We start from the raw sequence: 22879 nt of genomic DNA, 5'->3' as shown, positions 1-22879 counted from the left end.
CCAGTAAACGACGGCTCCCGCCGCTCCGCGAAAGCGGCATACGCCGCGGCCGCGTCCGCCGTCGCGAAATTGCCCACCTGAGCGCGGGCCTCGTTGGCCAGCGCGTCGCGCAAGGTGCTGTCGGCTCCCTCGTTCAGCAGAGCCTTGGTGTGGGCGAGGGCGATCGGCGGACCGGCCGCCAGCCGGTCGGCGAGATCGTCGACGAAGGAGTCGATCTCCGCCGCCGACACCACCCACGTCACCAGGTTCAGCGCGTACGCCTCCCCGGCGTCAATCGTCTCGGCGAGCAGCGCGAGCCGCTTCGCCTGTTGCAGGCCAACGAGTTTGGGCAACAACCAGGAACCACCGAGGTCAATCGACAGACCCCGCTTGGAGAAGATCTGGCAGAACGTCGATTCCGGCGTGGCGACGACGAAGTCGCATCCGAGCGCGAGGTTCCAGCCCGCCCCGACGGCCACTCCGGCCACCTTGGCGATCGTCGGTATCGCAAGCTCGTGCAGCTCCAGCGCGACGTCAGTCAGCCGCTGCAGCTTGTAATTCGGATGAATGTCGTCGGGGACCGAAATGTCGGCACCGGAGCAGAAGCTGCCGCCGGAGCCGGCGAGCACGAGCGCGCGCACGCCGCGGTCGTGACCGGCGGCGTGCAGCGCGTCGCGCAACGCAACCCAGAGTTCGGGGTTGATCGCGTTCTTACGGCGCGGACGGTTGAGGGTCAGGGTGCGTACTCCGGCGCGGTCTTCCGACAGCAGCACGGGGTCGCCGGGCGCGGTCAATAGCTCCTCGGCAACTTCAGAACGTTGGATCCCAGGAAGTTCAGGATCATCTCCTGGCTGACGGGCGCGATCTTCATCAGCCGGGCCTCGCGGAAGTAGCGCGTGATGTGGTATTCCTCCGCGTATCCCATACCACCATGCGTTTGCAACGCCCGGTCCGCGGCGGTGAAGCCAGCATCGGCGCACAGGTATTTCGCCGTATTCGCCTCGCGCCCACAGGGTTTGCCGTTGTCATACAACCAGGTGGCCTTGCGCAACATCAGCTCGGCGGCGTCCAGGCGTGCCAGCGAGTCGGCGAGCGGGAACTGCAGGCCCTGGTTCATGCCGATGGGCCGGCCGAACACCTCACGCTCGTTGCCGTATTTCACCGCCTTGTCCAGCGCCACCCGGCCGATGCCGAGCGCCTCGGCGGCGATCAGCATCCGCTCCGGATTCAGGCCGTCCAGAATGTACTGAAAGCCCTTGCCTTCCTCGCCGATTCGGTCCTCGACGGGCACCTCGAGATTGTCGATGAACAATTCGTTGGAGCTGACGGCGTTGCGGCCCATCTTGCGGATGGGGCGGATGTCGACCCTGCTGCGGTCGAGGTCGGTGATGAACAACGTCATCCCGTCGGTCTTCTTGGTGACTTCCTCATATGACTGGGTACGCGTCAGCAGCAGGATCTTGTCGGACTCCATCGCTTTGGAGATCCACACCTTCCGGCCGTTGACGATGTAGCGATCGCCGTCGCGCTTGGCGAAGGTGGTGATTCGCGACGTGTCCAGTCCGGCGCCAGGTTCGGTGACGCCGAAGCAGACGTGCACTTCGCCGGTCGCGACCTTGGGCAGCGTGCGCGCCTTGAGTTCGTCGGAGCCGTGCACCACCACCGGTTGCATGCCGAAGATGGACAGATGGATCGAGCTGGCGGCGTTCATGGCGCCGCCGGATTTGGCGACCTCCTCGAGCAGGATGGTGGCTTCGGTGATTCCGAGGCCGTGGCCACCGTATTCCGGAGGAATCGTCATGCCCAGCCAGCCACCCTGAGCGATGGCGTCGTAGAACTCGGTCGGAAATTCGTGCGCCTGGTCTTTTTCCATCCAGTACTGGTCGTCGAACTTGCGCGCCAACTCGGCGACCGACCGGCGGATCAGCTCCTGATCGTCAGTCAGCTCAAAGTTCATTCCGACGCTGGACATTGCGCCGCCTCCTCTTTCAGCGCGAGCAGACGCAAACTCGCATAATCGCGACCGGAGTCATGCGAGTTTGCGTCTGCTCGCGGGACCGGGGGACCCTCAGTCCTTGTTGCCGGAAAGGGCCTTCGCATTAGCCGCGAAGTCCGCGAAGGACGAGCCGCCCCGGCCATCCTTTTCGTGGCCCTGCGCCTTGATGGACACGTCGTGCCCCTCGGCGGCCTTGCGTAGCGCACCGACCGTCGCCTGTTCGCGCGAAATGTGGGTGAACGGGTCGAACGAGTACCAGCGCATGGCGTTCTCATGTGTCATCTTGTTGATTTCGTCGTCCGGAACGTCGTTGAGGGACAACACATCCCATAGCTCTTCCGGCGCGCCCGGCCACATCGAGTCGCTGTGCGGGTAGTCGGCTTCCCAGCAGATGTTGTCGATGCCGATCATATTGCGCAGCGCCACGCCGACCTTGTCGCTGATGAAGCAGGTCAGGAAGTGCTCACGGAAGACCTCGCTGGGCAGCTTGCCTTTGAAGTCCTGGTGCGTCCATGCGGAGTGCATCTCGAAGGTCCGGTCCGCGCGCTCCAGGAAGTAGGGAATCCAGCCTGTTCCGCCCTCGGACAGCGCGACCTTCAGGTCCGGGTATTCCTTGATCGGCCGCGACCAGAGCAGGTCCGCGGCGGCCTGCACGATGTTCATCGGCTGCAGTGTGATCATCACGTCCATCGGCGCATCCGGCGCGGTGATCGCCAGCCGGCCCGAGGAACCGATGTGCACGTTCATCACGGTGTCGGTGTCCACCAAGGCTTTCCACAGCGGGTTCCAGTACTCGTCGTGGAAGCTGGGATAGCCCATCGCGGCCGGGTTTTCGGTGAAGGTCAGCGCATGCACGCCCTTTTTCGACACCCGGCGCACCTCGGCGGCACACGCCTCCGCATCCCAGATCACCGGGATCGCCATCGGGATGAAGCGCGCCGGGTAGGCGCCGCACCACTCGTCGATGTGCCAGTCGTTGTATGCCTGCACCAGCGCGATCGAGAAATCATGGTCGTCGGTGGCGAACAGCCGCCCGGCGAAGCCCGGGAAGGAGGGGAAGCAGATCGAGGCCAGGATGCCGCCGGCGTTCATGTCCTTGACGCGCTCGTCGACGTTGTAACAACCCGGCCGGATCTCGTCGAGCCCAGTCGGCTCGATGCCGTACTCCTCCTTCGGCCGTCCGGCGACCGCGTTCAATGCCACGTTCGGGATGACCGTGTCGCGGAACTTCCACATGTCCGAGCCGTCTGCGTTGTGCACCAGCCGCGGCGCGTCGTCCTGGTACTTCTTCGACAGGTGGTTCTTGAACATGTCGGGCGGCTCGACGGTGTGGTCGTCGACGCTGATCAGGATCATGTCTTCTTTGTTCATGGCCGTTGCCCTTCCGTCGGGTTCGTCTATTCGATTCCGCTCCCACGCAGCCTCGGCGAATCGCTGTCCCGTGCCAAGATCACTAAAATGAAAACTATCTTCTCGCCAAGCGAGAATCAACATCCAGCGGACGCCGCGGCCGGTGTTCATCGGCTGACAAACGCCGGAGCGTGCCCGTAATTTGCCCGCGTCCGAGCGACTATGCGCTGCGGCGACTGCCCGCGTCGCGCAGGACTCCGGCATCGCCGACGACGTTCTTGCTGGCAGGCGGCTGTTTCCGCCGGCCGGGCGGGCGCACGGCGCCGGTGCCGGGCGCGGCCCCGCCGGCCAGCATTGACCGGCCGAGCGTTTCGTGCAACTCTATTGGTTAGAAATGAGAATATGATTCTCCTTGGCCGAGAGGTGGCCCGGAGGAGAGCGAGAGGAGAGCGCCGATGCGGTTGCCGCCGCTGCCGGCTGATCAGTGGGACGAGGTTACCCAGAAGGCACTCTCGGCAATGCGTGGCGCGGAGACCAACAATGCGCTCAGCACCCTCGCCCACCACCCGGCGCTGGCCAAGGCATTTCTGCGGTTCAACGTTCACCTCTTGACCTCGTCCACGCTGCCGGTGCGCATCCGAGAACTGGCCATCCTGCGGGTCGCACATCGTCGCGAATGCGCCTACGAGTGGTCTCACCACGTCCGCATGGCCAAGGACGCGGGAATCACCGACGACGAGATCGCCGCGGTGGAACGAGGCGAGTCCGCGGACGAGTTTGATCGCGCGGTGATCGCCGGCGTCGATGAGCTCGAGGCGAAATCACAGCTGTCCGACGAGACCTGGGCCGCGCTCGGCGAGCGCCTCAACGATCAGCAGCGGATGGATTTCGTCTTCACGGTCGGCTGCTATGCCCTGCTGGCCATGGCCTTCAACACTTTTGGCGTACAGCTCGAGAACGCCGATCAGGACCATCAAGAGAGGTAGATAAGGTGCCCCACTTCCCCAAGCCGGCCGCAGGCAGCTGGACTGAAAATTACCCCGACCTCGGCACGGCGCCAGTCGATTACACCGACTCGATCGATCCGGCCTTCTTCGAAGCCGAGCGCGACGCCGTCTTCAGGAAGACCTGGCTCAACGTCGGCCGGGTCGAGCGACTGCCGCGTACCGGCAGCTACTTCACCAGAGAACTGCCGGCGGCCGGCAAGGGCACGTCGGTGATCATCACCAAGACCAAGGACGGGGCGGTCAAGGCGTACCACAACGTCTGCCGCCACCGCGGAAACAAGTTGGTGTGGAACGATTTTCCCACCGAGGAGACCTCCGGCACCTGCCGGCAGTTCACCTGCAAGTACCACGCCTGGCGATACAGCCTCGACGGTGACCTCACGTTCGTCCAACAGGAAGAAGAGTTCTTCGACCTCGACAAGAGCAAATTCGGCCTGGCGCCCGTCCGCTGCGAGGTGTGGGAAGGCTTCATCTTCATCAACTTCGACGACAACGCGGCGCCGCTGATCGACTACCTCGGGCCGCTGGCCAAGAGCATAGAGGGCTACCCCTTCGGCGAGATGACGGAGACCTACTCCTACCGGGCCGAGGTCGGCAGCAACTGGAAACTGTTCATCGACGCGTTCGTCGAGTTCTACCACGCGCCGATCCTGCACCAGGGGCAGTACACCAAGGAAGAAGCCGCCAAGATCCAGAAGTTCGGGTATGAAGCGCTGCACTACGAGGTGGCCGGCCCGCACAGTCTGCAGTCGACCTGGGGCGGTCAGGCGCCGCCCCCGGACATGTCCATGGTCAAGCCGATGGACCAGGTGTTGCGCAGCGGTTTGTTCGGTCCCTGGGATAAGCCGGAGATCATCGAGAAGCTGGAGCTGCCGCCGGGTGTCAACGTGAAGCGGGTGCCGCAGTGGGGCATCGACTCATGGCTCTTCTACCCCAACTTCATGTTGTTGATCTGGGAGCCGGGCTGGTTCCTGACCTACCACTACTGGCCGACCGCCGTCGACAAGCACATCTTCGAGTGCACGCTGTACTTCGTCCCGCCGCGCAACGCGCGCGAACGCCTGGCCCAGGAGTTGGCCGCCGTAACCTTCAAGGAGTACGCGCTACAAGACGCCAACACGCTGGAGGCGACCCAGACCATGATCGGCACCCGGGCCGTCAAGGAATTCTTGCTGTGCGATCAGGAGGTCTTGATCCGCCATCTGCACAAGACGACCGGTGATTACGTGAAGGAGTACCAGAACAATGGCGTTACCGTCTGAATTCGCGGACCTGCAGCCGTATTTGGATTGGGACCTGGCCACCGAGCCGGAGCGCTACGCCAAGCGGCTGGCCTCTACGATGGCCGAGATGCAGGCGTTCTACGACGTCGCGTTCCCGCGCCTCAACGATGCCATCGAGTACTGCGACAAATACCCGCTGGACGATCTGCCCGACGACGCGAGGACTCTCATGCACATCATGCAGTCGCTCGTGATGGTGTCGTTTCCGATCGAGGCGTGGAAACAGGCCCGGGTGCCCGACAGCGGCGCGGCCTGGGTGGAGTGCATCCGGGAACCGGTGATTTAACCGGTGTTGACCCTCAAGGCGGCCGGGCTGCTCGACGTCGACGCCGGCGAGATCGTGTCCCCCGGCGTTGTGCAGATCGAGGGTGACCGGATCGTCGGCGTCGGGGGCTCAGGTCCCCCGGGCCCAGAAGACTCGGTCATCGATCTCGGCGACCAGATCCTGCTGCCCGGGCTGATGGACATGGAGGTCAACCTGCTGATGGGCGGCCGCGGGGAGAAACCCGGCCTGTCCCAGGTTCAGGACGATCCGCCGACGCGGGTGCTGCGCGCGGTCGGCAATGCGCGGCGCACGTTGCGCGCCGGATTCACCACCGTGCGCAACCTCGGCCTGTTCGTCAAGACCGGCGGCTACCTGTTGGACGTCGCGCTGGGCAAGGCCATTGATGCCGGCTGGATCGACGGTCCGCGCGTGGTGCCGGCCGGGCATGCCATCACGCCGACCGGCGGCCACCTGGACCCGACGATGTTCGCGGCGTTCGCGCCCCACGCCCTCGAGCTGACCGTCGAAGAAGGGATCGCCAACGGCATCGACGAGATCCGCAAGGCGGTGCGCTACCAGATCAAACACGGCGCCGAGCTGATCAAGGTCTGCTGTTCGGGCGGGGTGATGTCACTGACCGGTCCGCCTGGCGCGCAACACTATTCGGATGAGGAGCTGTGCGCGATCGTCGATGAGGCCCACCGACGTGGGCTGCGCGTCGCGGCGCACACGCACGGCGCCGAAGCGGTCAAGCATGCCGTTGCGGCCGGCATCGACTGCATCGAGCATGGCTTCCTGATCGACGACGAAGCGATCGCGTCGCTGGTCGAGCACGGCACCTTTCTGGTGAGCACCCGGCGCCTGGCCGATGGCGATGCGATGGACGTCTCGCACGCTCCGCCAGAGCTGCAGGCCAAGGCGGCCGAGATGTTCCCGAAGGCCAGGACTTCGATCCTGGCCGCCTACCAGGCCGGCGTGAAGATCGCCGTCGGCACCGACGCGCCCGCGATCCCGCACGGACGCAACGCCGACGAGCTGGTCACCCTCGTCAACTGGGGCCTGCCGCCGCTGGCGGTTTTGCGGGCGGCGACGGTGACCGCGGCCGAGCTGATCAACTCGACGGACCGCGGGCGGATCGCAGCCGGGCAGCTTGCCGACATCATCGCGGTGCCGGGAAACCCCTTGGAAGACATAACCGTTACCCAGCAGGTGAGCTTTGTCATGAAAGGCGGCAAGGTCTATGTCGACAAATCAGCCAACCCGAACTGACGACCTGGTCGAGATCCAGCAGCTGCTCGCCCGCTACGCGGTGACCATCACCCAGGAAGACATCGACGGGCTGATCGGCGTCTTCACCCCGGACGGGACATACAGCGCGTTCGGGTCCACGTACAAGTTGGACAGATTCCCAGAATTGGTGGCCGCGGCTCCAAAGGGGTTGTTCCTCACCGGAACTGCCTTGATCGAGAACATCGACGGCGATTCGGCGAGCGGCACCCAGCCGTTGTGCTTCATCGACGGCGCCACCCACGACATGCGGATCGGCTACTACCGCGACACCTACTCCCGGACCACCGACGGCTGGCGGCTGAAAACCCGCGCCATGACGTTCATTCGCCGCAGCGGCGTGCACGACTCCGGGCGCCCGCACGCCGTCGGCCGTCCCACGCCGTGAATGTCGAGGAGTTCCGGGCCGGTCTGCGCTCGTGGCTCGACGACAATGACCTGACCCCAGGCCCCGACCACTCACTGCAGGGCCATATGCGGCAGTTCGCCCGGGTCAGCCGCGCACTCTACGACGCCGATTGGATGCGCTACGGCTGGCCCACCGAGGTCGGTGGATTGGGTGGTCCCGCCGTGCTGCGCGCGATCGTCGGCGAAGAGGTGGTCGGTCGCCGCCTCGCCGAACCCGGACCCTATTCGATGCTCGAGGTGCTCGCACCCACGATGATCGATTACGCGGCCCCAGAGCTTGCCGCCGAAATGGTGCCGCGGCTGCTGAGCGGCGAAGAGCAATGGTGTCAAGGCTTTTCCGAGCCGGGGTCAGGCAGCGACCTGGCGTCGTTGACCACCCGCGCAACGCAGCAAGGCGAGAACTGGATCGTCAACGGGCAGAAGGTCTGGACCAGCTTCGCGCAGTTCTCGACGCGCTGCGTCCTGCTCACCCGCACCGCACCCGGACACGACGGGATCACCGCCTTCTTCGTCGACCTCGACACCCCGGGCATCACCATCCGGCCGCTCCGGACGATGCATGGGGTCGACGAATTCTGCGAGGTCTATTACGAGGACGTGGTGATCCCGGGGAGCCGGATGCTCGGCCGGCCGGGAGACGGCTGGCGGCTCGCCATGGACCTGCTCCCCTACGAACGGTCCACCTGCTTCTGGCAGCGGATCGCGTACCTGTACTCCCGCTTCGACGAACTCATCGCGCAGGCGTCCGACGTCGGCGAGCCGAACGAATCTGAGCTTGGCGCAGCCTATCTGGCACTGCACACGCTGCGCTGCCGATCCCGCGACACCCAGCATCGGCTGCGCGACGGGGCCCGACTGGGAGCCGACACGTCCATCGACAAGGTGCTGCTCGCCGGCGCAGAGCAGCGACTCTACGACACCGTCCGGGACCTGCTGCCCGGGGCGCTCGAGCTGGACGACACGCCGTGGCGCGCGGAATACCTGTACTCGCGCGCGGCGACCATCTACGGCGGAACCGCGGAAATCCAGCGCAACATCATCGCTCGCCGGCTACTCGACCTCGGGAAGGAGTGAACCGTGGAGTCGACGGATCCTGAGTCGCTGCGACTGCTCGAAGGTTCGCTGCGGACGACGATGACGGCCGCATCGGGGGTTAAGCTCGACGTAGCGCTGGCCGACCTGGGCTGGCGCGACATGCTGGACGAAATACCCGACGTTGCCGTGCCTTTGGTGTTCCGCCTGCTTGGTGAGACGGGCGCGCACGCGCCGGTGCTCAACGACGTGGTGTTACGCGAGAGCGGTACCGCGCCGGGGGACACCCTGCCGCTACCGTTCGCCGGAAGCTCCTGGGTGATATGGGAGCGAGGCGACACGGGCGCGAACTCGGCGGTCGACGAGTCGCTGCCGATACACCGGGTGCCACAAGGGAATTCTTTGCCACCGGCCGCGCTGCATGCGGGACGGCGGGCCCTGGGCTGGTGGCTGGTCGGCGCCAGCCGGGCCATGCTCGCGCTGGCGCGCCAGCACGCCCTCGACCGCGTCCAGTTCGGGCGGCACATCAGCTCGTTCCAGGCGATCCGCCACCGGCTGGCCGAGACGCTCGTAGCGATCGAGGGCGCCGAGGCGACCCAGCACGTCGCCGCGCAATCAAATGATCACGACGGCCTGGCCGCCCTGCTGGCCAAGGCCGCCGCCGGCCAGGCCGCGCTCACCGCCGCCCGCCACTGTCAGCAGGTGCTCGGCGGAATCGGCTTCACCGCCGAGCACCCACTACATCACCACGTCAAACGGTCCCTGATCCTGGACGGACTGCTGGGCAACGCACAGGAGCTCACTCGGGTGGCCGGAAAAGTCTTGGTGGATAAGCGGTTTGCGCCGCGTCTCGCCGAGCTCTAGCCCGCCCACGCCCCGCCGCCACGCTCGCCGCCGGAGGACCGGAAAGCCGGCGCGTAGACTCCGTCTGGCCGCCAGGAGGATGGGACGCGATGAGTCAACCCGAGCAACCACGAAACGAGATGGGTGTCGCTGCACTGCTCGTGGGCCTGGTCGCGCTCCTGACGTGCTGGATGCTGATCGGGGTGCCCTTCGGCATTGCGGCGGTGATCACGGGCGATATCGCGCGCAGACGCGTGCAGCGAGGCGAAGCGAACAATCCGCGAATCGCGCTGGCGGGCATGGCATTAGGGGCCGTATCGATCGCGGCCGGGCTCGTCGTGATCGGGTACTACGCGTGGCGGGACGCCCGCTAGTTCCGGGGCAACCCCAGCACGCGCTCGGCGATGATGTTCCGCTGAATCTCCGACGTGCCGCCCGCAATCGTCGCGGCGAAGCTGCGCGCGTATCGGTCGAACCAGCTGCGGTAATGGCTGTCGAGGTTCAGCGGGGCGAACGGAGCGGTCACCGCCCGGTACACCAACCCGTCCGCGCGCGCGGCGTCCAGCGCATCCTCGGACGCCCGTTGCAGGGCTTCGGATCCCAGCAGCTTGAGCACCGATTGGGCCGGTACATCCTCTTCACCGCGAGCGGCCCGCGATAACGCCGCGGACCCCAGGAGCCGCAGCGCGTGGGCGTCCATCACCAGGGTGGCGTAGCGATCTCGCTCCAGCGCGCTCGATGGGCGGAAATCGATGCTCAATTCGTGCAACAGGTCGACGTATCCCATCCAGAGCATATCGCGTTCGTGTCCCAGCGAGCCGGTGGCCACCCGCCACCCCCCGTTGAGCTCGCCCACCAGATTCTCGGCCGGCACCCGCGCGTCGGTGAAGAACACCTCGTTGAAGTCGACTTCGTCGCTGTCGCACATCGACGCGAACGGGCGTCGCACGACGCCCGGTGTATCGGTCGGGATCAGCAACACGCTAATACCCTTGTGTTTCGGCGCCTTTGGATCGGTGCGCACAAAGGTCAGCAGCACGTCGGCATCGTGGGCGCCCGACGTCCACACCTTCTGCCCGTTGACCACGAAGTGATCACCGTCAAGCACCGCACGCGTTTTCAGCGACGCGAGGTCCGAGCCCGCTCCAGGTTCGCTCATTCCCAGGGCCGCGGTGATCTCGGCCCGCAGAATCGGCACCGCCCAACCTTGCTTCTGTTCGGGTGTGCCGAAGGTCAGCAACGAGGCCGCAATGATGCCCACGCCTTGCGGATTGAAGCTTTGATAGATGCGCCGCCTCCCCAGCTCCTCCAAGTAAACGTATTGCTGCAACAGCGTGGCGTTGCGTCCGCCGAACTCGGGCGGGTTGCCGGGAAGCAGCCATCCGCTGTCGAACAACAGCCGCTGCCAGCGTCGGGCCCATTGCGGCACGTGCGAACTGGAGCGTGGCCGCTCGAACGCCTCGGCCCCGGTGGGCAGGTGCGCGTCCAGGAAGGCGATGAATTCGGAACGGAACGCCTCGACGTCGGCGTCAAAGGTGAGCTGCACGCGACTCCCCGGGACGGTCGTGAGCACCGCCGGGTGTCGGTAGATCACGATTTCCGCCGACCGCGCGGTTCGCTCTTATGATTACGCTTCCAAACACACGTCTAAGAGAATAGTATTCTCATGGCGAGGAAGTTACAATCTCCGACACATGATCCGTGAGGGGGTCGAGCGCAGCGATGTCACGGCGTTCTCCGGTACAGTCCAATCATGTTCTCCCCTCGCGGCAATCAGCTGAGCCGGCCGTGACCAGCCCAAGCGAAGAGCCGGCCTGGAAGCAGCGCGCCGTCGAGAGGTCGATCAAGACGGCGAAATTGCGAGCCGCGCAACGCGTTCAGCGCTTCCTCGACGCGGCGCAGGCCATCATCATCGAGAAGGGCTCCACGGACTTTACCGTGCAGGAGGTCGTCGACCGCTCCCGTCAGTCGCTACGCAGCTTCTACCTGCAGTTCGACGGCAAGCACGAGCTGCTGTTGGCGCTGTTCGAAGACGCCCTGAGCCGGTCCGCCGACCAGATTCGCGCGGCCACGGAAAGCCAGGCCGATCCGCTGGAGCGGCTGAAGGTGGCCGTGCAACTCCTGTATGAGGCCTCCCGTCCGGATCCGACCGCCCAGCGACCGCTGTTCACCGACTTTGCGCCACGGTTGCTGGTGACCCATCCCGCTGAGGTCAAGGTGGCGCATGCGCCCCTGTTGGCTTTGCTCACCGAGTTGATGGAAGCGGCTTATGACGCCGGCAAATTGCGCGCGGGCGTCAATGCGAAGCGGATGGCTGCGATGACCATGCAGACCGTGATGTTCATCGCGCAATCCAGCGGCGGCTCCGACGATGCGACCATCCATCCCATTACCAGCGAAGAGGTATGGGATTTCTGCTCACGCGGCTTCGTCGGCTAGCGCGAACCCCGCTGCGCCGTCACCCCTGCTGGACCTGATCAAATACCGCACGTCATTTGCCGATGAGAATCAGATTCTCTAATATTTAGAATCACAAATAGCCAAAACGGATTCGTCGTTGACACTCACGAGCGGGTGGTGACAAAGTGCAAAGGCGGCGAGATGCGCAAGCCGGGGCATGCGGCAACGGCTGTTCACGCTGAGGCATGCGATCACTAGTCAGGAGTTGAGGTAGCCATGACCGGACGTGTTGAGGGCAAAGTCGCTTTCGTCACCGGAGCGGCACGCGGTCAGGGCCGCAGCCACGCGGTGCGGTTGGCACAAGAGGGCGCCGACATCATCGCCATCGACATCTGCAAGCCCATCCGCGAGGGAGTGACGGACACCGCGATCCCGGCCTCGACGCCCGAGGATCTTGCCGAGACGGCCGACCTGGTCAAGGGCCACAACCGGAGGATCGTCACCGCCGAGGTCGACGTGCGCGACTACGCGGCGCTGAAATCCGCCGTGGACAGCGGCGTCGAACAACTCGGCCGGCTCGACATCATCGTGGCCAACGCCGGGATCGGTAACGGCGGCGACACCCTGGACAAAACCAGCGAAGAAGACTGGACCGAGATGATCGACATCAATCTCGCCGGGGTGTGGAAAACCGTGAAAGCCGGTGTGCCGCATCTCCTGTCGGGCGGCCGGGGCGGTTCCATCATCCTGACCAGCTCGGTCGGCGGCCTGAAGGCCTACCCCCACACCGGCCATTATGTCGCCGCCAAACACGGTGTCGTCGGGTTGATGCGTGCCTTCGGGGTTGAGCTGGGGCAGCACATGATTCGGGTCAACTCGGTACATCCCACCCATGTCAAGACACCGATGCTGCACAACGAGGGCACCTTCAAGATGTTCCGCCCGGACCTGGAGAATCCCGGTCCCGACGACATGGCGCCGATCTGTCAGCTGTTTCACACCATGCCGATTCCATGGGTGGAGCCGATCGATGTCAGCAACGCCGTGCTGTTCTTCGCCTCGGACGAGTCGCGCTACATCACCGGCGTGACCCTGCCCATAGATGCGGGTAGCTGCCTTAAGTAGCATCCGGTCCGTGAATGGAATTGCCGGATTTGAAGGTCGTGGGGCGGTCGTCACGGGCGGTGCGAGCGGTATCGGCTTGGCCACCGCCACCGAATTCGCCCGCCGCGGCGCCCGCGTGGTGCTCTCCGACGTCGATCAGCCGGGCCTCGAGCAGGCGGTAAACCACCTGCGCGCCCAGGGATTCGACGCGCACGGCGTGGTATGCGACGTCCGGCATCTCCACGAAATGGTTCACCTGGCGAAAGAATCCTTCCGCCTGCTCGGCCGCGTCGACGTCGTCTTCAGCAATGCCGGCATCGTGGTCGCGGGTCCGATCGCGCAGATGACCCACGACGACTGGCGCTGGGTCATCGATATCGACCTGTGGGGCAACATCCACGCCGTCGAGGCGTTCCTGCCGCGGCTGCTCGAACAGGGCACGGGCGGACACCTCGCGTTCACCGCGTCCTTCGCCGGCCTGGTTCCCAACGCGGGTCTCGGGGCCTACGGCGTCGCCAAGTACGGTGTGGTCGGCCTGGCGGAGACGCTGGCCCGCGAGGTCAAGGACAACGGCATCGGCGTTTCGGTGTTGTGCCCGATGGTGGTGGAGACCAAGCTGCTCTCGAACTCGGAACGGATCCGCGGGGCGGACTACGGGCTGTCGTCATCGCCGAAGGCGGCGGACGGGACGCTACCGACGCAGGACGAGGGCGTCGGCGTCGAGGACGTCGCCCGGTTGACGGCGGATGCGATCCTGGCCAACCGTCTGTACGTGCTTCCGCACGAAGCCGCCCGCGCGTCGATCCGCCGCAGGTTCGAACGCATCGACCGCACCTTCTCCGATCAGGCCGGCGAGGGGTGGAACCACTAGCCGGACGGGCCGAGCCGGTACTCGCCCGTTTTCGGGTCGTGATACCAGCCGCTCGCCGCGTGGGTGCCGCCGTCGACGTGCAAAGTCTGCCCGGTCAGGTAGGCCGACATGTTGGATGCGAGAAAAACTGCGACGCTGGCGATTTCGTCGACGTGGCCCGGGCGTCCCAGCGGCACCACATCGCCGATTCGGGTCAGCGCCACCTCGCCGCCGAGCTGCGCCAGCCCCTCGGTGAGCGTGATGTCGGGCGCGATCGCGTTGACCCGGATGCCGTGCGGCGCCAGTTCGAGCGCCGCGGTCTGGGTGTAGTTGATGACGCCCGCCTTGGCCGCCGCGTACGCGGCGTAGCCGGGTGCGGCGCGCACGCCCTCGATCGATGTCACCGAGACGATGCTGCCGCCGGTGCCCGCCGACACCAGCTGCCTCGCGATGCGCTGGGTGCACAGCAGCACGTGGCGCAGGTTGGCCCGGTAGAGCGCATCCCAACCGTTCTCACTGGTTTCCAGCAGCGGTGACGAAAACACCCCTCCGGCGTTGTTGACCAGGATCGTCGGAGCGCCGAGTTCGGCGTTCGTGCGCCGCAGCGCGTCGTCCACCTGGCCGCTGTCCCGGACATCGGTCACGATGCCCAGGGCGCCAATGGATTCCGCGGCCTGAGCGCAGGTTTGCGGGTCGCGCTCCCAGATCGCCACTGTCGCGCCGAAGGCGGCGAGACCGGCCGCGACGCCGCGACCGATGCCCGCTCCCCCGCCGGTGACCACCGCCACGCGGCCGGTGAGCATGATGTCCGAGGGATCAATTGCCATCGTCGGTCACATCACCGGTGCGCAACCGATAACGCCGTCGGCTTCCAAGTCAGCGATTTCCGAGCCGTCCAACCCCAGCCCGGCCAGCAATTCATGGTTGTGCTGCCCCAGCAGCGGCGCGTGCTGGGTGTGGAACTTCGACGGCCCTGCGGACAGCCTCATCGGCACGGTGCTGAGCCTAGCCGGGCCGTTGACCGGGTGGTCGACCTCCTCGAAGAAGCCACGAAACGCCAGCTGATCCAGTTCTGTTTGGCGGTGCGGTTGCATGACCTTGGCCACCGGAACGCCGGCGTTCCAGAGAGTAGCGACGATCTCGTCGCGGCTGCGTCGCGCACACCACGCGGCCAACCGTTCGTCGATGGCGTCCTCATGCTCTTTCCGACCCCGTGCGCTGGCCAGCTTGGGATCCCTTGCCCATGGGGGTGACCCGATAGCGGCGCACAACCCCTTCCACTGTTCGTCGGTGCTTACCGCGACCGCGACCCAGCTGTCGGGCCGGCCGAACTCGTCGATGTCGTTGCTGCGGTAGAGGTTTTGCGGCACCGCCGTCGGTCCCCGGTTGCCCGCGCGTTCCAGCAATGCCCCGTACGCGGAATATTCGATGACCTGCTCCGCGGCGATGCTGAGCGCGGCGTCCACCATCGCCGCTTCGACGAACACACCCTCGCCGCTGCGGCGCCGGTGCTCCAGCGCCAGCAGCAACGCATTCACGGCATGCATGCCCGCGTTCGGGTCACCGATCGAGTATGGGTCGTACGGTGTGCGGTCGGCGTATCCGGTCAGCCACGTCAATCCGGACGCGGCCTCGATGACATACGCGAATGCCGGGTTGTCGCGCCACGGGCCCTCCAGTCCGAAGCCGGGCATCCGCACCATCACGACGTCGCGCTTAATCGATTGGACCGCAGTGAAATCCAGGCCCATCTGGTCGAGCACGCGTGGCGTGAAGTTCTCCACTATCACGTCGCAGGTCGCGATGAGACGGCGCAGGAGATCTCGGCCGCGCGGGCTCTGCAAGTCCAGCGTGAGGCCCTTCTTGTTGGTGTTCAGCGCCGCGAAGATCGGCGACTTCTCCCACCACTGGTTCTCGCTGGCGGGCACGCCCGCGATCAGCCGGGTCCCGTCCGGACGGCGGGTCGATTCCACGTGGATGACTTCCGCACCAAGCATCGCCAGAAAGTGGGTGCAACAGGGGCCGGCCCAGAACGTCGTCATGTCCAGCACACGAATCCCACTCAGGGGCAGTCGATTCCCGTCTTCGGTGGGCGTGGGCCGGGGTATCAATTCTGCGGTCCGGTACTGCGCCGTGTGCTCGCCCAGCTGCGGTGCCGGTTGCGGCCGGCGAAGCCGCGCGGGCGTCATCCGGTAGGGATGGCCCGGCTGCTGGAACCGGCCGCCCGGGTTCTCGACAAACGAACCGCGCTCGCGGAACTGGTCGAGCGATGCGACGTTGGCACCGTTGGCAACCGGGGCGTTGGGGATTCGGAAGGCGGTTGCGAGTTCGCGTATCTCGTCGACCGTGTTGCTTTCGAACCACGCGTAGATTGCGTCGGCATTGAGGTTGGCCCGCTCGGTGATCGTCAGTGATGAGTCCTCGTCGATCCATTCGGGGTGGCCGACCATCGCGCACAAGTCGAACCACTGCTGCGCGGTCCCGCATCCGACGTCCACCAGTCCGTCCTTGGCGCGCGCCACACCCGGTACGGTGACGCGGCGCGCATCCCGCCAGGGCCGCCCGAGCATCTCGAAATAGGTGACGGGATAGTAGGTGAGAGAAAGGATCTGCGTTTCCAGCATGGACAGGTCGAGAAGTTCCCCCGGTTCATCGCCGCTTCGGCCGTGTCGCGAAGCGAGCATGGCCGCGCTCGCGTAGGCCCCGGCCAGATACTCACCGACTTGCCCTCCCACGAATACCGGTGCGCGGTCCGCCTCGCCACGTCCGAGGCCGATGATCCCGCCCGACCACGCCTGCAACGTGAATTCGGTGGCCGCCCTGTCGTTCCAGGGCCCCTCCAGGCCGAATGGCGTGATCGACATGACGGTGAGGTGCGGATGGCGGCGGTGCATGACCGCGGGCGCGAACTCGGGGCGCTCAGCGACTCTCGAGCCGACGGACCACACCACCGCATCCGCGGCTGCCAGCAGCCTGTCGACCAGCTCGACGTCGACGTCGAGCCGTGGATCCACAACGACGCTGCGCTTCGACCCGGCCAGAAAGCCAAACAACGCCCCGTCGCCGCCGGGTGGTATGACGGCGCCAGAGGCGGACCAAGAACGCAGTGGATCGCCTTCGGGCGGCTCGATTTTGACGACGTCTGCTCCACCGTCGGCCAGCAACTTGGTGCAGTAGGCGCCCGCGATTCCGGTGGATAGCTCGACCACGGTACAGCCGGCCAGCGGTGGCTCGATGGCGGACTCCGTCACTACCGCTTCCGCTTTCCATTCTTGGCGGCCCCGCTCTTGCGTCCCTTCTTGCTTAGGCGCCATTCCTGGGGGAACTTGTCGTCGTTGTCTTTCACCGCTCCGCCAAGACCCCGATCGATGGCATCACCGAGCATGAAGTCGTCGCCGTCGGGTCGGACCGCACTGCCCACCGACTCGAAGAATCCGCTGAGCATGCTGCCCATGTACTCGCCCTGAAACTGTTTCATGATCTCGAAGAAGACCTTCTGCATGAACACCGTGTCGGTTGGGCGATTGCGCGCGCAGGCCAGCGCGTACTTCTCCACCTCCGCTTCCAGCTCTGCTCTGGGGACCACGCTGTTGAGGAAGTTGCAGTCGTACATCTCCGCGGCGGTGAAAGCCCGTCCGGTGAACACCATTTCCTGGAACTTTCGGATCCCCATCGTCTGCGCCCACCACCACATTCGCGGACCCCAGCCGTAATACCGGAAGGAGGGATGCCCAAAGAGCGCGTCGTCGCTGGAGATCACCAGGTCCGCGTCGGCCGCTTGGTAGAAATGCCAGCCGTAGCAGTAGCCCTTAGCCTCGAGGATGCTGATCTTCTTGAAGTCCTGCAGGCCCCTTATCCCCGAGTTCGGGTTGGCGTACCACTGGCCCAGGGTGGCACCCCGCCGAAACGAACCCTCGGGCGGAAAGCTGACGTCGTCGTCGCCGATCCGATACTCGGCGAGCCGGTGCTGCTGGTCGGCGGAGTTCTGCGCCGCCATTTCCTCGATCAGGTCCGCACCCGAGCCGAGATCGTCGCCGGCTCCGCGGACCACCAACACCTTGACCTCGTCGTCGATCGAGGCGCGGTGTAACAGGTCGGCGTAGCGCAGCCTGGCGGCGATCGTGGGTGCATTGAGTTGGCCCGGCCGATCGAACGTAATGGTGGCGATGCGGGTCTCGGCGTCCTTGTCGTACCTGACGATCTCCTCCGCTGGAGGTTTAGGCTTGCCGGCCATGGCTATTCGCGCCAAGCAGGACTGTCGGTCAGCACCTCGGAGCCCTCGGCGGTGATCAATACGGCTTCCCGTCCGAAGACCGCACCGATTCCCTGTTCCCATACGTAGCCCGTCACGGCCAGCACCATGCCCGGATCCAACCGTTCCCCGGTCGCGGTCACCGGCAGGTGCGTCGAGATCACGGGCGGATCAAAGCCCATGCCCAGCCCGCGGGCCACCGGCATCGGCGGCGGCGCCTCCCCGGCGGCCTGGTAAGCACCCAGCAATTCGTTCGCGGCGGCGCCCGGGCGGCATGCGGCCAGCAGCCTGCCCCACAGGCTGTCCCAGCGTCGATACAGGGTGGCCGCGCCGCGCACGGCGCCCACCGGCCACGTGCGCCCAACCTCGCCGGTGTACCCACCGGCCAGCACACCGGCCGAAAACGCCACCAGGTCGCCGACCTTGACCCGGCCGTCACCGGTCGCCCGCCGCCACGGATGATCGGGGGACGTCACCCACGCAACATCCTGGTTCGACGGGGTACTCACCCCGCCGGCCGCGACGGCCTCCAGCAGGACACCGGCCAGCGCCTGCTCCGTTACCCCGGGCCGTAGTTCGGAAACGGCGGCGGCCAAACCCGATTGGGCGACCGAGATCGCCTCCCGCAACGCAACCACTTCTTCGGCCGTCTTGATACGCCGGGCGGCCCGCATCGCCAGCTCGCCGTCCACGAGCTCTGCATTGGGAAACGCCGTCGGCAGCAGTTGTGCGAAAATCGGTGATATCGCGTCGGTTCCAACACGCCGGGCGGTGGATGCGCCGTCGATGCGCCGCAGCGCCGACATGGTGTTCGTCGGGTTCCACGAGATGCCGTACAGGTTCTCATGTGGAATCTCGTCGGGGATGCCCTCATCCCAGGTGCTGAGGAGATGGATCGCCCCCGTCTCACGCACCAGCACACACGCGGGGCCGAACGGCCGGGTCCCGGCGACCCACAACTGTGGTGCTCCGGTGACGTAGCGGACGTTGGCTTGGCGGCCGAGGACCAGCACGTCGAGGTCGTGCGCCGCCATCTGATCCAGCACACGCCGGCGGCGTCCCGTGCGCAGCGCGCGGTCGTCGGGGCAAACTTCAACTGACATGGGAGCCATAGGGGTCATAGGGGTAGTCGGTCAATCGGATCCAGCCCTCCTCGGTGATTACCAGGACCTCTTCGCTGCGGTAACCGCCGGTGCCGTCTTCCCACACCACGGGCTCCAAGACCAGCACCATGCCGGGTTGCAGGACGAAATTCTCGTCGAATTCCTGGCCGAGATCGGTTCCGATCATGGGCATTTCGGCCGCGTTCACGCCGATGCCGTGGCCCAGGTAGAAGTGCGGGAGCCATGGCTTGCTACCGCCGTTGGCGTTGATGGCGGCCCGGCCCAGATCCGCCGCCGTGGCGCCGGCCTTGGCGACACCCAGCACGGCGGACATGATCGCGAACCATTTGTCGAACTGCGCCTGCTGGCGGGGTGACGGGTCCCGGCCGACGATCCACGTGCGTCCGAAGTCCGAACAGTAACCGTGATAGGTGATGCTGACGTCGGTCCACAGCACGTCGCCTTCGGCCAGTTCGCGCTCGGTACTCAGCAGGGGCAGCGCGAGGTCGCCGTGTGTGGTCCATACGCCATCGGCCTTGCTCGGCGGCATCACCTGCCAGATCGGCTCCAGCATGCTGGCCGTGGCACCCAACTCGAAGGCGCGCCGCAAAAAGCTTGCGGATAGATCGATCTGGCGAACACCTGGCGCGAGCCGCTTCTGGACCTCGACCATCGCCTCGTCGGTGATCCGGATGGCGGTGCGCATGCAGGACAATTCGTCCGGCGTCTTCACCGCCTTCGCGGCGCTGACGATGGCCGCGGCATCGATGGGCGCACCGCCGCGGAACAACGACTTCGCGGCGCGCGACATGGCACCGGTGCACTCATCGACCGCGATCACCGCCTGCGCCGGAATCAACTCGGCCAGCAGTCGCGCGAAATCCTCGACGCCCTCGTCGAATTCGAGATACACCGGCCCGTGCAGATGGTCGGCGGGCAGATCCGACTCCGACGCGGCGCCCTCGCGGAAGGGCAGGAACAAATGCGGCCACTCATCCCCGGCGAGCACCACGGCCACCGGCCGCTCCACATAGGACAAGCCTGCATCACCGAGCGGCCAGCTGGTTCCGGTGGCATAGACCACCGCGCTGTTGCCCAGCAGTATCAGTGCATCGACGCCGCGTTCGGCCATCGCCGAGCGCAGCCGAGTCCCGGTCTCGCGGCGCATGCGGCCCAGGTCGGGCGTCTCGGGGATCAGCAGGCTACTGGTGCGCGCACCCGCGTGCGCGAACGTCGTCATCGGTCCCGCCCCTACAAGCCCAGGAACTTGGTGACATTGCCGCTCACGATTTTCGCCGCATCCGCGGGCCCGACAGCATCGACGACGGCGGCCAGTGACTTCTCCGAATAGCCGTAAGTGCTTTCGTTGTGCGGGTAGTCGCTGGACCACATCACCTTGTCCACACCGATCTTGTCGATCAGCTGCAGACCGAGCGGGTCGACCATGAACGACGCGCTCATGTGATTGTCCCAGTAGTACCGCACATCATGCTGCAACGGGCGGTTGAACATGTGCTGGTATGAGGCCACCAGGTGCTCGGCGTCCTGCAGGGCCCACGGGACCCAGGCGATGCCGCCCTCGAACCAACCGATCCGCAGGCCCGGGTGGTCGTCGAGTATGCCGCCAAAGATGTACTTGGAGAAGGTCTCCCGGAAGCCATCGATGTTGATCATCATTCCGACGACGACGCTGTTGAACTCGGTCGGGCTCTTCGGCGGCGTTTCCCCGATGTGGTGCGTAATCGGAAGACCGGCGGCCTCGATCTCGTCCCAGACCGGCCTCATGGAGGTGCTGGAGTAGTCGATCGGGTTACCGTCATCACCCTTGCCGGGATTCAGCGGCATCAGGAAGGTCTTGAGGCCCAACGACTTCAGTTCCTCCAGGGTCTTGCGCGTGCCCTGCGGGTCCCACCAGTTGATCAGCCCGGCGCCGTAGAAATGGCCGTTGGAGCGCTCCTGGAGTTCGGCGATGTACTCGTTGTAGATCCGGAACGCGAGCTCACGCAGATCCTTGTCCGGGTAGTGGAAGAGCGCCAAAATCGCGTTGGGGAAGGCCAACTCCTTGTCGACCCCGTCGTCGTGCAGCTCCTGGATGCGGGCGTCGATGTTGGTGCTCGCCGCCCCGGGCAAGTCGTCGTACTGCATCAGCACCGCGCTGAAGTCACCCGGCAGGAACGACTGTCCCTTGCGGCCGACCTGGTAGGCGCCATCCTCGTACCAGATTCGCGGCGCCTTGTCCTTGAGATCGTCCGGAAAGCGTTGGTAGAAGATGTCGTCCGCCAGAGAGATGTGATTGTCCGCGGAGAACACCACGGTTCCCGCCGGCAGGCCGATTTCCGCGCCAGAGGCGTGACCGCGCCGGTCCTTCGGGGCGCCGAAGCCTTCGGGTGGGTAAAGCGAAACGGTGCTTGTGTGAGTCGTCATCATTGACCCTCCATTCGGATCGGCATTTTCACAGTAGTGACCTGCGGGCTACCAGGTCACCGGAAGTTCGTAGACGCCGTAGGCGAGCCGGTCGTCCTTGAGGGGTACGTCCTCGACCGGGACGGCGAGTTCCAGCGTGGGCACGCGGCGCAACAGGGTGCGGTAGACGATCTGCAGCTCGGCGCGGGCGAGCTGCTGCCCCACGCACTGATGCCGGCCATAGCCGAAGGCGACGTTGCGGTCGGCCCCCGAGCGGTGCAGGTAGAGCCGATCGGGTTCGGCGAACGCGTGCGGATCCCAGTTGGCCGGGGCCAAGTCGATGATGATGCCTTCGCCGGCACGGATCGTCTCCCCGGCGATATGGATGTCCTCGAGCGCGACGCGGCGCTGGCCGTTCTGAATGATGCTGAGGTAGCGCAACAATTCCTCGACCGCGCTGGCGACGACCTTGGGATCCTCGGCATCGCGGATGACTGCCAGCTGGTCCGGGTTCACCAGCAGCGCTAGCACCCCGAGTCCGATCATGTTCGAGGTGGTCTCGTGCCCGGCGATCAGCAGACCGGTGCCCAGCTGGGCGGCCTCTTTCACGCTGAGCTCACCGGCTTTCACCCGCTCGGCAAGGTCGGAAACCGCGTCCTCAGCCGGGTTCTCCAACTTGGCCTCGACCAGCTGCGCAAGGTACTTGTGCAGGCTCATGGCGCCCTTGACGGTGTCTTCGCCCGTCGCATAACGCGCGAGGCCGACGTTGGCGTGGTGCTGGAACATGTCGGCGTCTTCGTACGGAACGCCGAGCAGCTGGCTGATCACCAGGGACGGGACGGGCAGCGCCAACGCGGTGACCAGGTCGGCGGGGCGGGGTCCGGCCAGCATCGCGTCGATGTGGTCGTCGGTGATCTGCTGAATGGTCGGACGCAACCCTTCAACCCGCTTGAACGTGAACGGTTTCGACAACATGCGCCGAAATCGGGTGTGCTCTTCCCCGTCGGCGGTGAAAACCGATCGCGGACGCTTGTGCACGGTGGACAACATGCCCGCATTCCAGTGCGGAAACCCGGGCAGCCGGTCGTCGACACTGACCCGCGAATCCGAGAACAGCTCCCGCACTTGCTCGTAGCCGGTGACGAGCCACGGTGTGCTGCCGTCCCAGATCCGGACTCGGGACAGCGGTCGCGCGTCGGCCAGCGCCATGACGCCCGGCGGCGGGGCGAAGGGGCAGCCCGCCTGCCTCGGCATCGGATAATCGGGGATTTCGGGGGCCACCTCGGCCGCAGAAGTGTTCGTCAGCGTCTCTGACAT

At 65.6% G+C, this 22879-nt stretch carries 22 protein-coding genes; 11 read left to right on the top strand and 11 right to left on the bottom strand.

Annotation, left to right across the window (positions count from 1 at the left end):
• The 3 genes from A5773_RS03560 to A5773_RS03550 all read right to left on the bottom strand — a co-directional run.
• Nucleotides 1–773 (bottom strand): enoyl-CoA hydratase/isomerase family protein (locus tag A5773_RS03560; protein WP_066958082.1); only part of this gene is annotated, 773 nt, incomplete at its 3' end.
• Complete coding sequence (locus tag A5773_RS03555) at nucleotides 770–1936, bottom strand: acyl-CoA dehydrogenase family protein (RefSeq protein WP_067263531.1); 1167 nt, start codon at nucleotides 1934–1936, stop codon at nucleotides 770–772. The genes A5773_RS03555 and A5773_RS03560, both read right to left, overlap by 4 nt.
• A 111-nt stretch (nucleotides 1937–2047) precedes the next feature.
• A complete protein-coding gene (locus A5773_RS03550; protein ID WP_066958050.1) occupies nucleotides 2048–3346 on the bottom strand; it encodes an amidohydrolase family protein in 1299 nt (432 codons plus the stop codon).
• A 434-nt stretch (nucleotides 3347–3780) separates the two neighbouring features.
• Here A5773_RS03550 and A5773_RS03545 point away from each other — a divergent pair, with 434 nt between their 5' ends.
• From A5773_RS03545 to A5773_RS03510, 8 genes are all read left to right on the top strand, one after another.
• Nucleotides 3781–4311 carry a carboxymuconolactone decarboxylase family protein gene (locus tag A5773_RS03545; RefSeq protein ID WP_067789446.1) on the top strand — a complete coding sequence of 177 codons (531 nt, stop codon included), beginning with the start codon at nucleotides 3781–3783 and terminating at the stop codon, nucleotides 4309–4311.
• A 5-nt stretch (nucleotides 4312–4316) separates the two neighbouring features.
• Nucleotides 4317–5594 (top strand): aromatic ring-hydroxylating dioxygenase subunit alpha, encoded by a 1278-nt coding sequence (locus A5773_RS03540; protein WP_067263541.1) that lies wholly within the window; start codon nucleotides 4317–4319, stop codon nucleotides 5592–5594.
• Complete coding sequence (locus A5773_RS03535) at nucleotides 5578–5901, top strand: hypothetical protein (protein ID WP_066958044.1); 324 nt, start codon at nucleotides 5578–5580, stop codon at nucleotides 5899–5901. Before A5773_RS03540 ends, A5773_RS03535 begins: the two co-directional genes overlap by 17 nt.
• Before the next feature lie 3 nt (nucleotides 5902–5904).
• Nucleotides 5905–7149, top strand: coding sequence for an amidohydrolase family protein (locus A5773_RS03530; RefSeq protein WP_067789441.1), 1245 nt, complete (start codon nucleotides 5905–5907; stop codon nucleotides 7147–7149).
• Complete coding sequence (locus A5773_RS03525) at nucleotides 7121–7555, top strand: nuclear transport factor 2 family protein (protein WP_066958040.1); 435 nt, start codon at nucleotides 7121–7123, stop codon at nucleotides 7553–7555. Before A5773_RS03530 ends, A5773_RS03525 begins: the two co-directional genes overlap by 29 nt.
• Nucleotides 7552–8649, top strand: coding sequence for an acyl-CoA dehydrogenase family protein (locus tag A5773_RS03520; protein ID WP_067263548.1), 1098 nt, complete (start codon nucleotides 7552–7554; stop codon nucleotides 8647–8649). The genes A5773_RS03525 and A5773_RS03520 overlap by 4 nt, the downstream gene beginning before the upstream one ends.
• 60 nt (nucleotides 8650–8709) lie before the next feature.
• On the top strand, nucleotides 8710–9471 hold the full coding sequence (locus A5773_RS03515) for an acyl-CoA dehydrogenase family protein (RefSeq protein ID WP_082948077.1): 762 nt from the start codon (nucleotides 8710–8712) through the stop codon (nucleotides 9469–9471).
• 89 nt (nucleotides 9472–9560) lie between these two features.
• A complete protein-coding gene (locus A5773_RS03510; protein WP_066958034.1) occupies nucleotides 9561–9824 on the top strand; it encodes a DUF4190 domain-containing protein in 264 nt (87 codons plus the stop codon).
• Here the strand turns inward: A5773_RS03510 and A5773_RS03505 are convergent.
• The gene (locus A5773_RS03505; protein ID WP_067789464.1) at nucleotides 9821–10996 is read right to left on the bottom strand and encodes an acyl-CoA dehydrogenase family protein; all 1176 of its coding nucleotides are present in this window, start codon (nucleotides 10994–10996) and stop codon (nucleotides 9821–9823) included. The genes A5773_RS03510 and A5773_RS03505 overlap by 4 nt on opposite strands.
• A 242-nt stretch (nucleotides 10997–11238) precedes the next feature.
• Here A5773_RS03505 and A5773_RS03500 point away from each other — a divergent pair, with 242 nt between their 5' ends.
• The 3 genes from A5773_RS03500 (at nucleotide 11239) to A5773_RS03490 (ending at nucleotide 13825) form a co-directional block, all read left to right on the top strand.
• Nucleotides 11239–11889, top strand: coding sequence for a TetR/AcrR family transcriptional regulator (locus A5773_RS03500; RefSeq protein WP_066958032.1), 651 nt, complete (start codon nucleotides 11239–11241; stop codon nucleotides 11887–11889).
• A gap of 237 nt (nucleotides 11890–12126) precedes the next feature.
• Nucleotides 12127–12975, top strand: a complete 849-nt coding sequence (locus A5773_RS03495; RefSeq protein WP_067263562.1) for a mycofactocin-coupled SDR family oxidoreductase — start codon at nucleotides 12127–12129, stop codon at nucleotides 12973–12975.
• 19 nt (nucleotides 12976–12994) lie between these two features.
• A complete protein-coding gene (locus A5773_RS03490; protein ID WP_156659786.1) occupies nucleotides 12995–13825 on the top strand; it encodes an SDR family NAD(P)-dependent oxidoreductase in 831 nt (276 codons plus the stop codon).
• Here the strand turns inward: A5773_RS03490 and A5773_RS03485 are convergent.
• The 7 genes from A5773_RS03485 to A5773_RS03455 form a co-directional block, all read right to left on the bottom strand.
• Complete coding sequence (locus A5773_RS03485; RefSeq protein ID WP_067789435.1) at nucleotides 13822–14631, bottom strand: SDR family NAD(P)-dependent oxidoreductase; 810 nt, start codon at nucleotides 14629–14631, stop codon at nucleotides 13822–13824. The genes A5773_RS03490 and A5773_RS03485 overlap by 4 nt on opposite strands.
• A gap of 6 nt (nucleotides 14632–14637) precedes the next feature.
• Nucleotides 14638–17055, bottom strand: a complete 2418-nt coding sequence (locus tag A5773_RS03480) for a CaiB/BaiF CoA-transferase family protein (RefSeq protein ID WP_067789431.1) — start codon at nucleotides 17053–17055, stop codon at nucleotides 14638–14640.
• On the bottom strand, nucleotides 17055–18038 hold the full coding sequence (locus tag A5773_RS03475) for an enoyl-CoA hydratase/isomerase family protein (protein ID WP_066958019.1): 984 nt from the start codon (nucleotides 18036–18038) through the stop codon (nucleotides 17055–17057). The genes A5773_RS03480 and A5773_RS03475 overlap by 1 nt, the downstream gene beginning before the upstream one ends.
• Nucleotides 18039–18040: 2 nt before the next feature.
• Complete coding sequence (locus A5773_RS03470) at nucleotides 18041–19159, bottom strand: Xaa-Pro peptidase family protein (RefSeq protein ID WP_066958017.1); 1119 nt, start codon at nucleotides 19157–19159, stop codon at nucleotides 18041–18043.
• The gene (locus A5773_RS03465; RefSeq protein ID WP_066958015.1) at nucleotides 19149–20399 is read right to left on the bottom strand and encodes a Xaa-Pro peptidase family protein; all 1251 of its coding nucleotides are present in this window, start codon (nucleotides 20397–20399) and stop codon (nucleotides 19149–19151) included. The genes A5773_RS03470 and A5773_RS03465 overlap by 11 nt, the downstream gene beginning before the upstream one ends.
• Before the next feature lie 11 nt (nucleotides 20400–20410).
• Nucleotides 20411–21472, bottom strand: a complete 1062-nt coding sequence (locus A5773_RS03460; protein WP_197505428.1) for an amidohydrolase family protein — start codon at nucleotides 21470–21472, stop codon at nucleotides 20411–20413.
• Nucleotides 21473–21631: 159 nt separating this feature from the next.
• A complete protein-coding gene (locus tag A5773_RS03455; RefSeq protein ID WP_067789429.1) occupies nucleotides 21632–22879 on the bottom strand; it encodes a cytochrome P450 in 1248 nt (415 codons plus the stop codon).

Origin of the sequence: Mycobacterium sp. 852014-52450_SCH5900713, assembly GCF_001667075.1 — a bacterium.
Lineage (GTDB): Bacteria > Actinomycetota > Actinomycetes > Mycobacteriales > Mycobacteriaceae > Mycobacterium.
The sequence above is the reverse complement of the archived record's forward strand: the minus strand, read 5'-3'. Positions and strand labels throughout refer to the sequence as shown.

Coding starts and splice junctions, on each gene's coding strand:
- A5773_RS03515 (WP_082948077.1), top strand. CDS start 8,710: ATGACGGCCGCATCGGGGGTTAAGCTCGACGTAGCGCTGGCCGACCTG.
- A5773_RS03535 (WP_066958044.1), top strand. CDS start 5,578: ATGGCGTTACCGTCTGAATTCGCGGACCTGCAGCCGTATTTGGATTGG.
- A5773_RS03555 (WP_067263531.1), bottom strand. CDS start 1,936: ATGAACTTTGAGCTGACTGACGATCAGGAGCTGATCCGCCGGTCGGTC.
- A5773_RS03455 (WP_067789429.1), bottom strand. CDS start 22,879: ATGTCAGAGACGCTGACGAACACTTCTGCGGCCGAGGTGGCCCCCGAA.
- A5773_RS03510 (WP_066958034.1), top strand. CDS start 9,561: ATGAGTCAACCCGAGCAACCACGAAACGAGATGGGTGTCGCTGCACTG.
- A5773_RS03465 (WP_066958015.1), bottom strand. CDS start 20,399: ATGACGACGTTCGCGCACGCGGGTGCGCGCACCAGTAGCCTGCTGATC.
- A5773_RS03525 (WP_066958040.1), top strand. CDS start 7,121: ATGTCGACAAATCAGCCAACCCGAACTGACGACCTGGTCGAGATCCAG.
- A5773_RS03485 (WP_067789435.1), bottom strand. CDS start 14,631: ATGGCAATTGATCCCTCGGACATCATGCTCACCGGCCGCGTGGCGGTG.
- A5773_RS03475 (WP_066958019.1), bottom strand. CDS start 18,038: ATGGCCGGCAAGCCTAAACCTCCAGCGGAGGAGATCGTCAGGTACGAC.
- A5773_RS03495 (WP_067263562.1), top strand. CDS start 12,127: ATGACCGGACGTGTTGAGGGCAAAGTCGCTTTCGTCACCGGAGCGGCA.
- A5773_RS03550 (WP_066958050.1), bottom strand. CDS start 3,346: ATGAACAAAGAAGACATGATCCTGATCAGCGTCGACGACCACACCGTC.
- A5773_RS03545 (WP_067789446.1), top strand. CDS start 3,781: ATGCGGTTGCCGCCGCTGCCGGCTGATCAGTGGGACGAGGTTACCCAG.
- A5773_RS03470 (WP_066958017.1), bottom strand. CDS start 19,159: ATGTCAGTTGAAGTTTGCCCCGACGACCGCGCGCTGCGCACGGGACGC.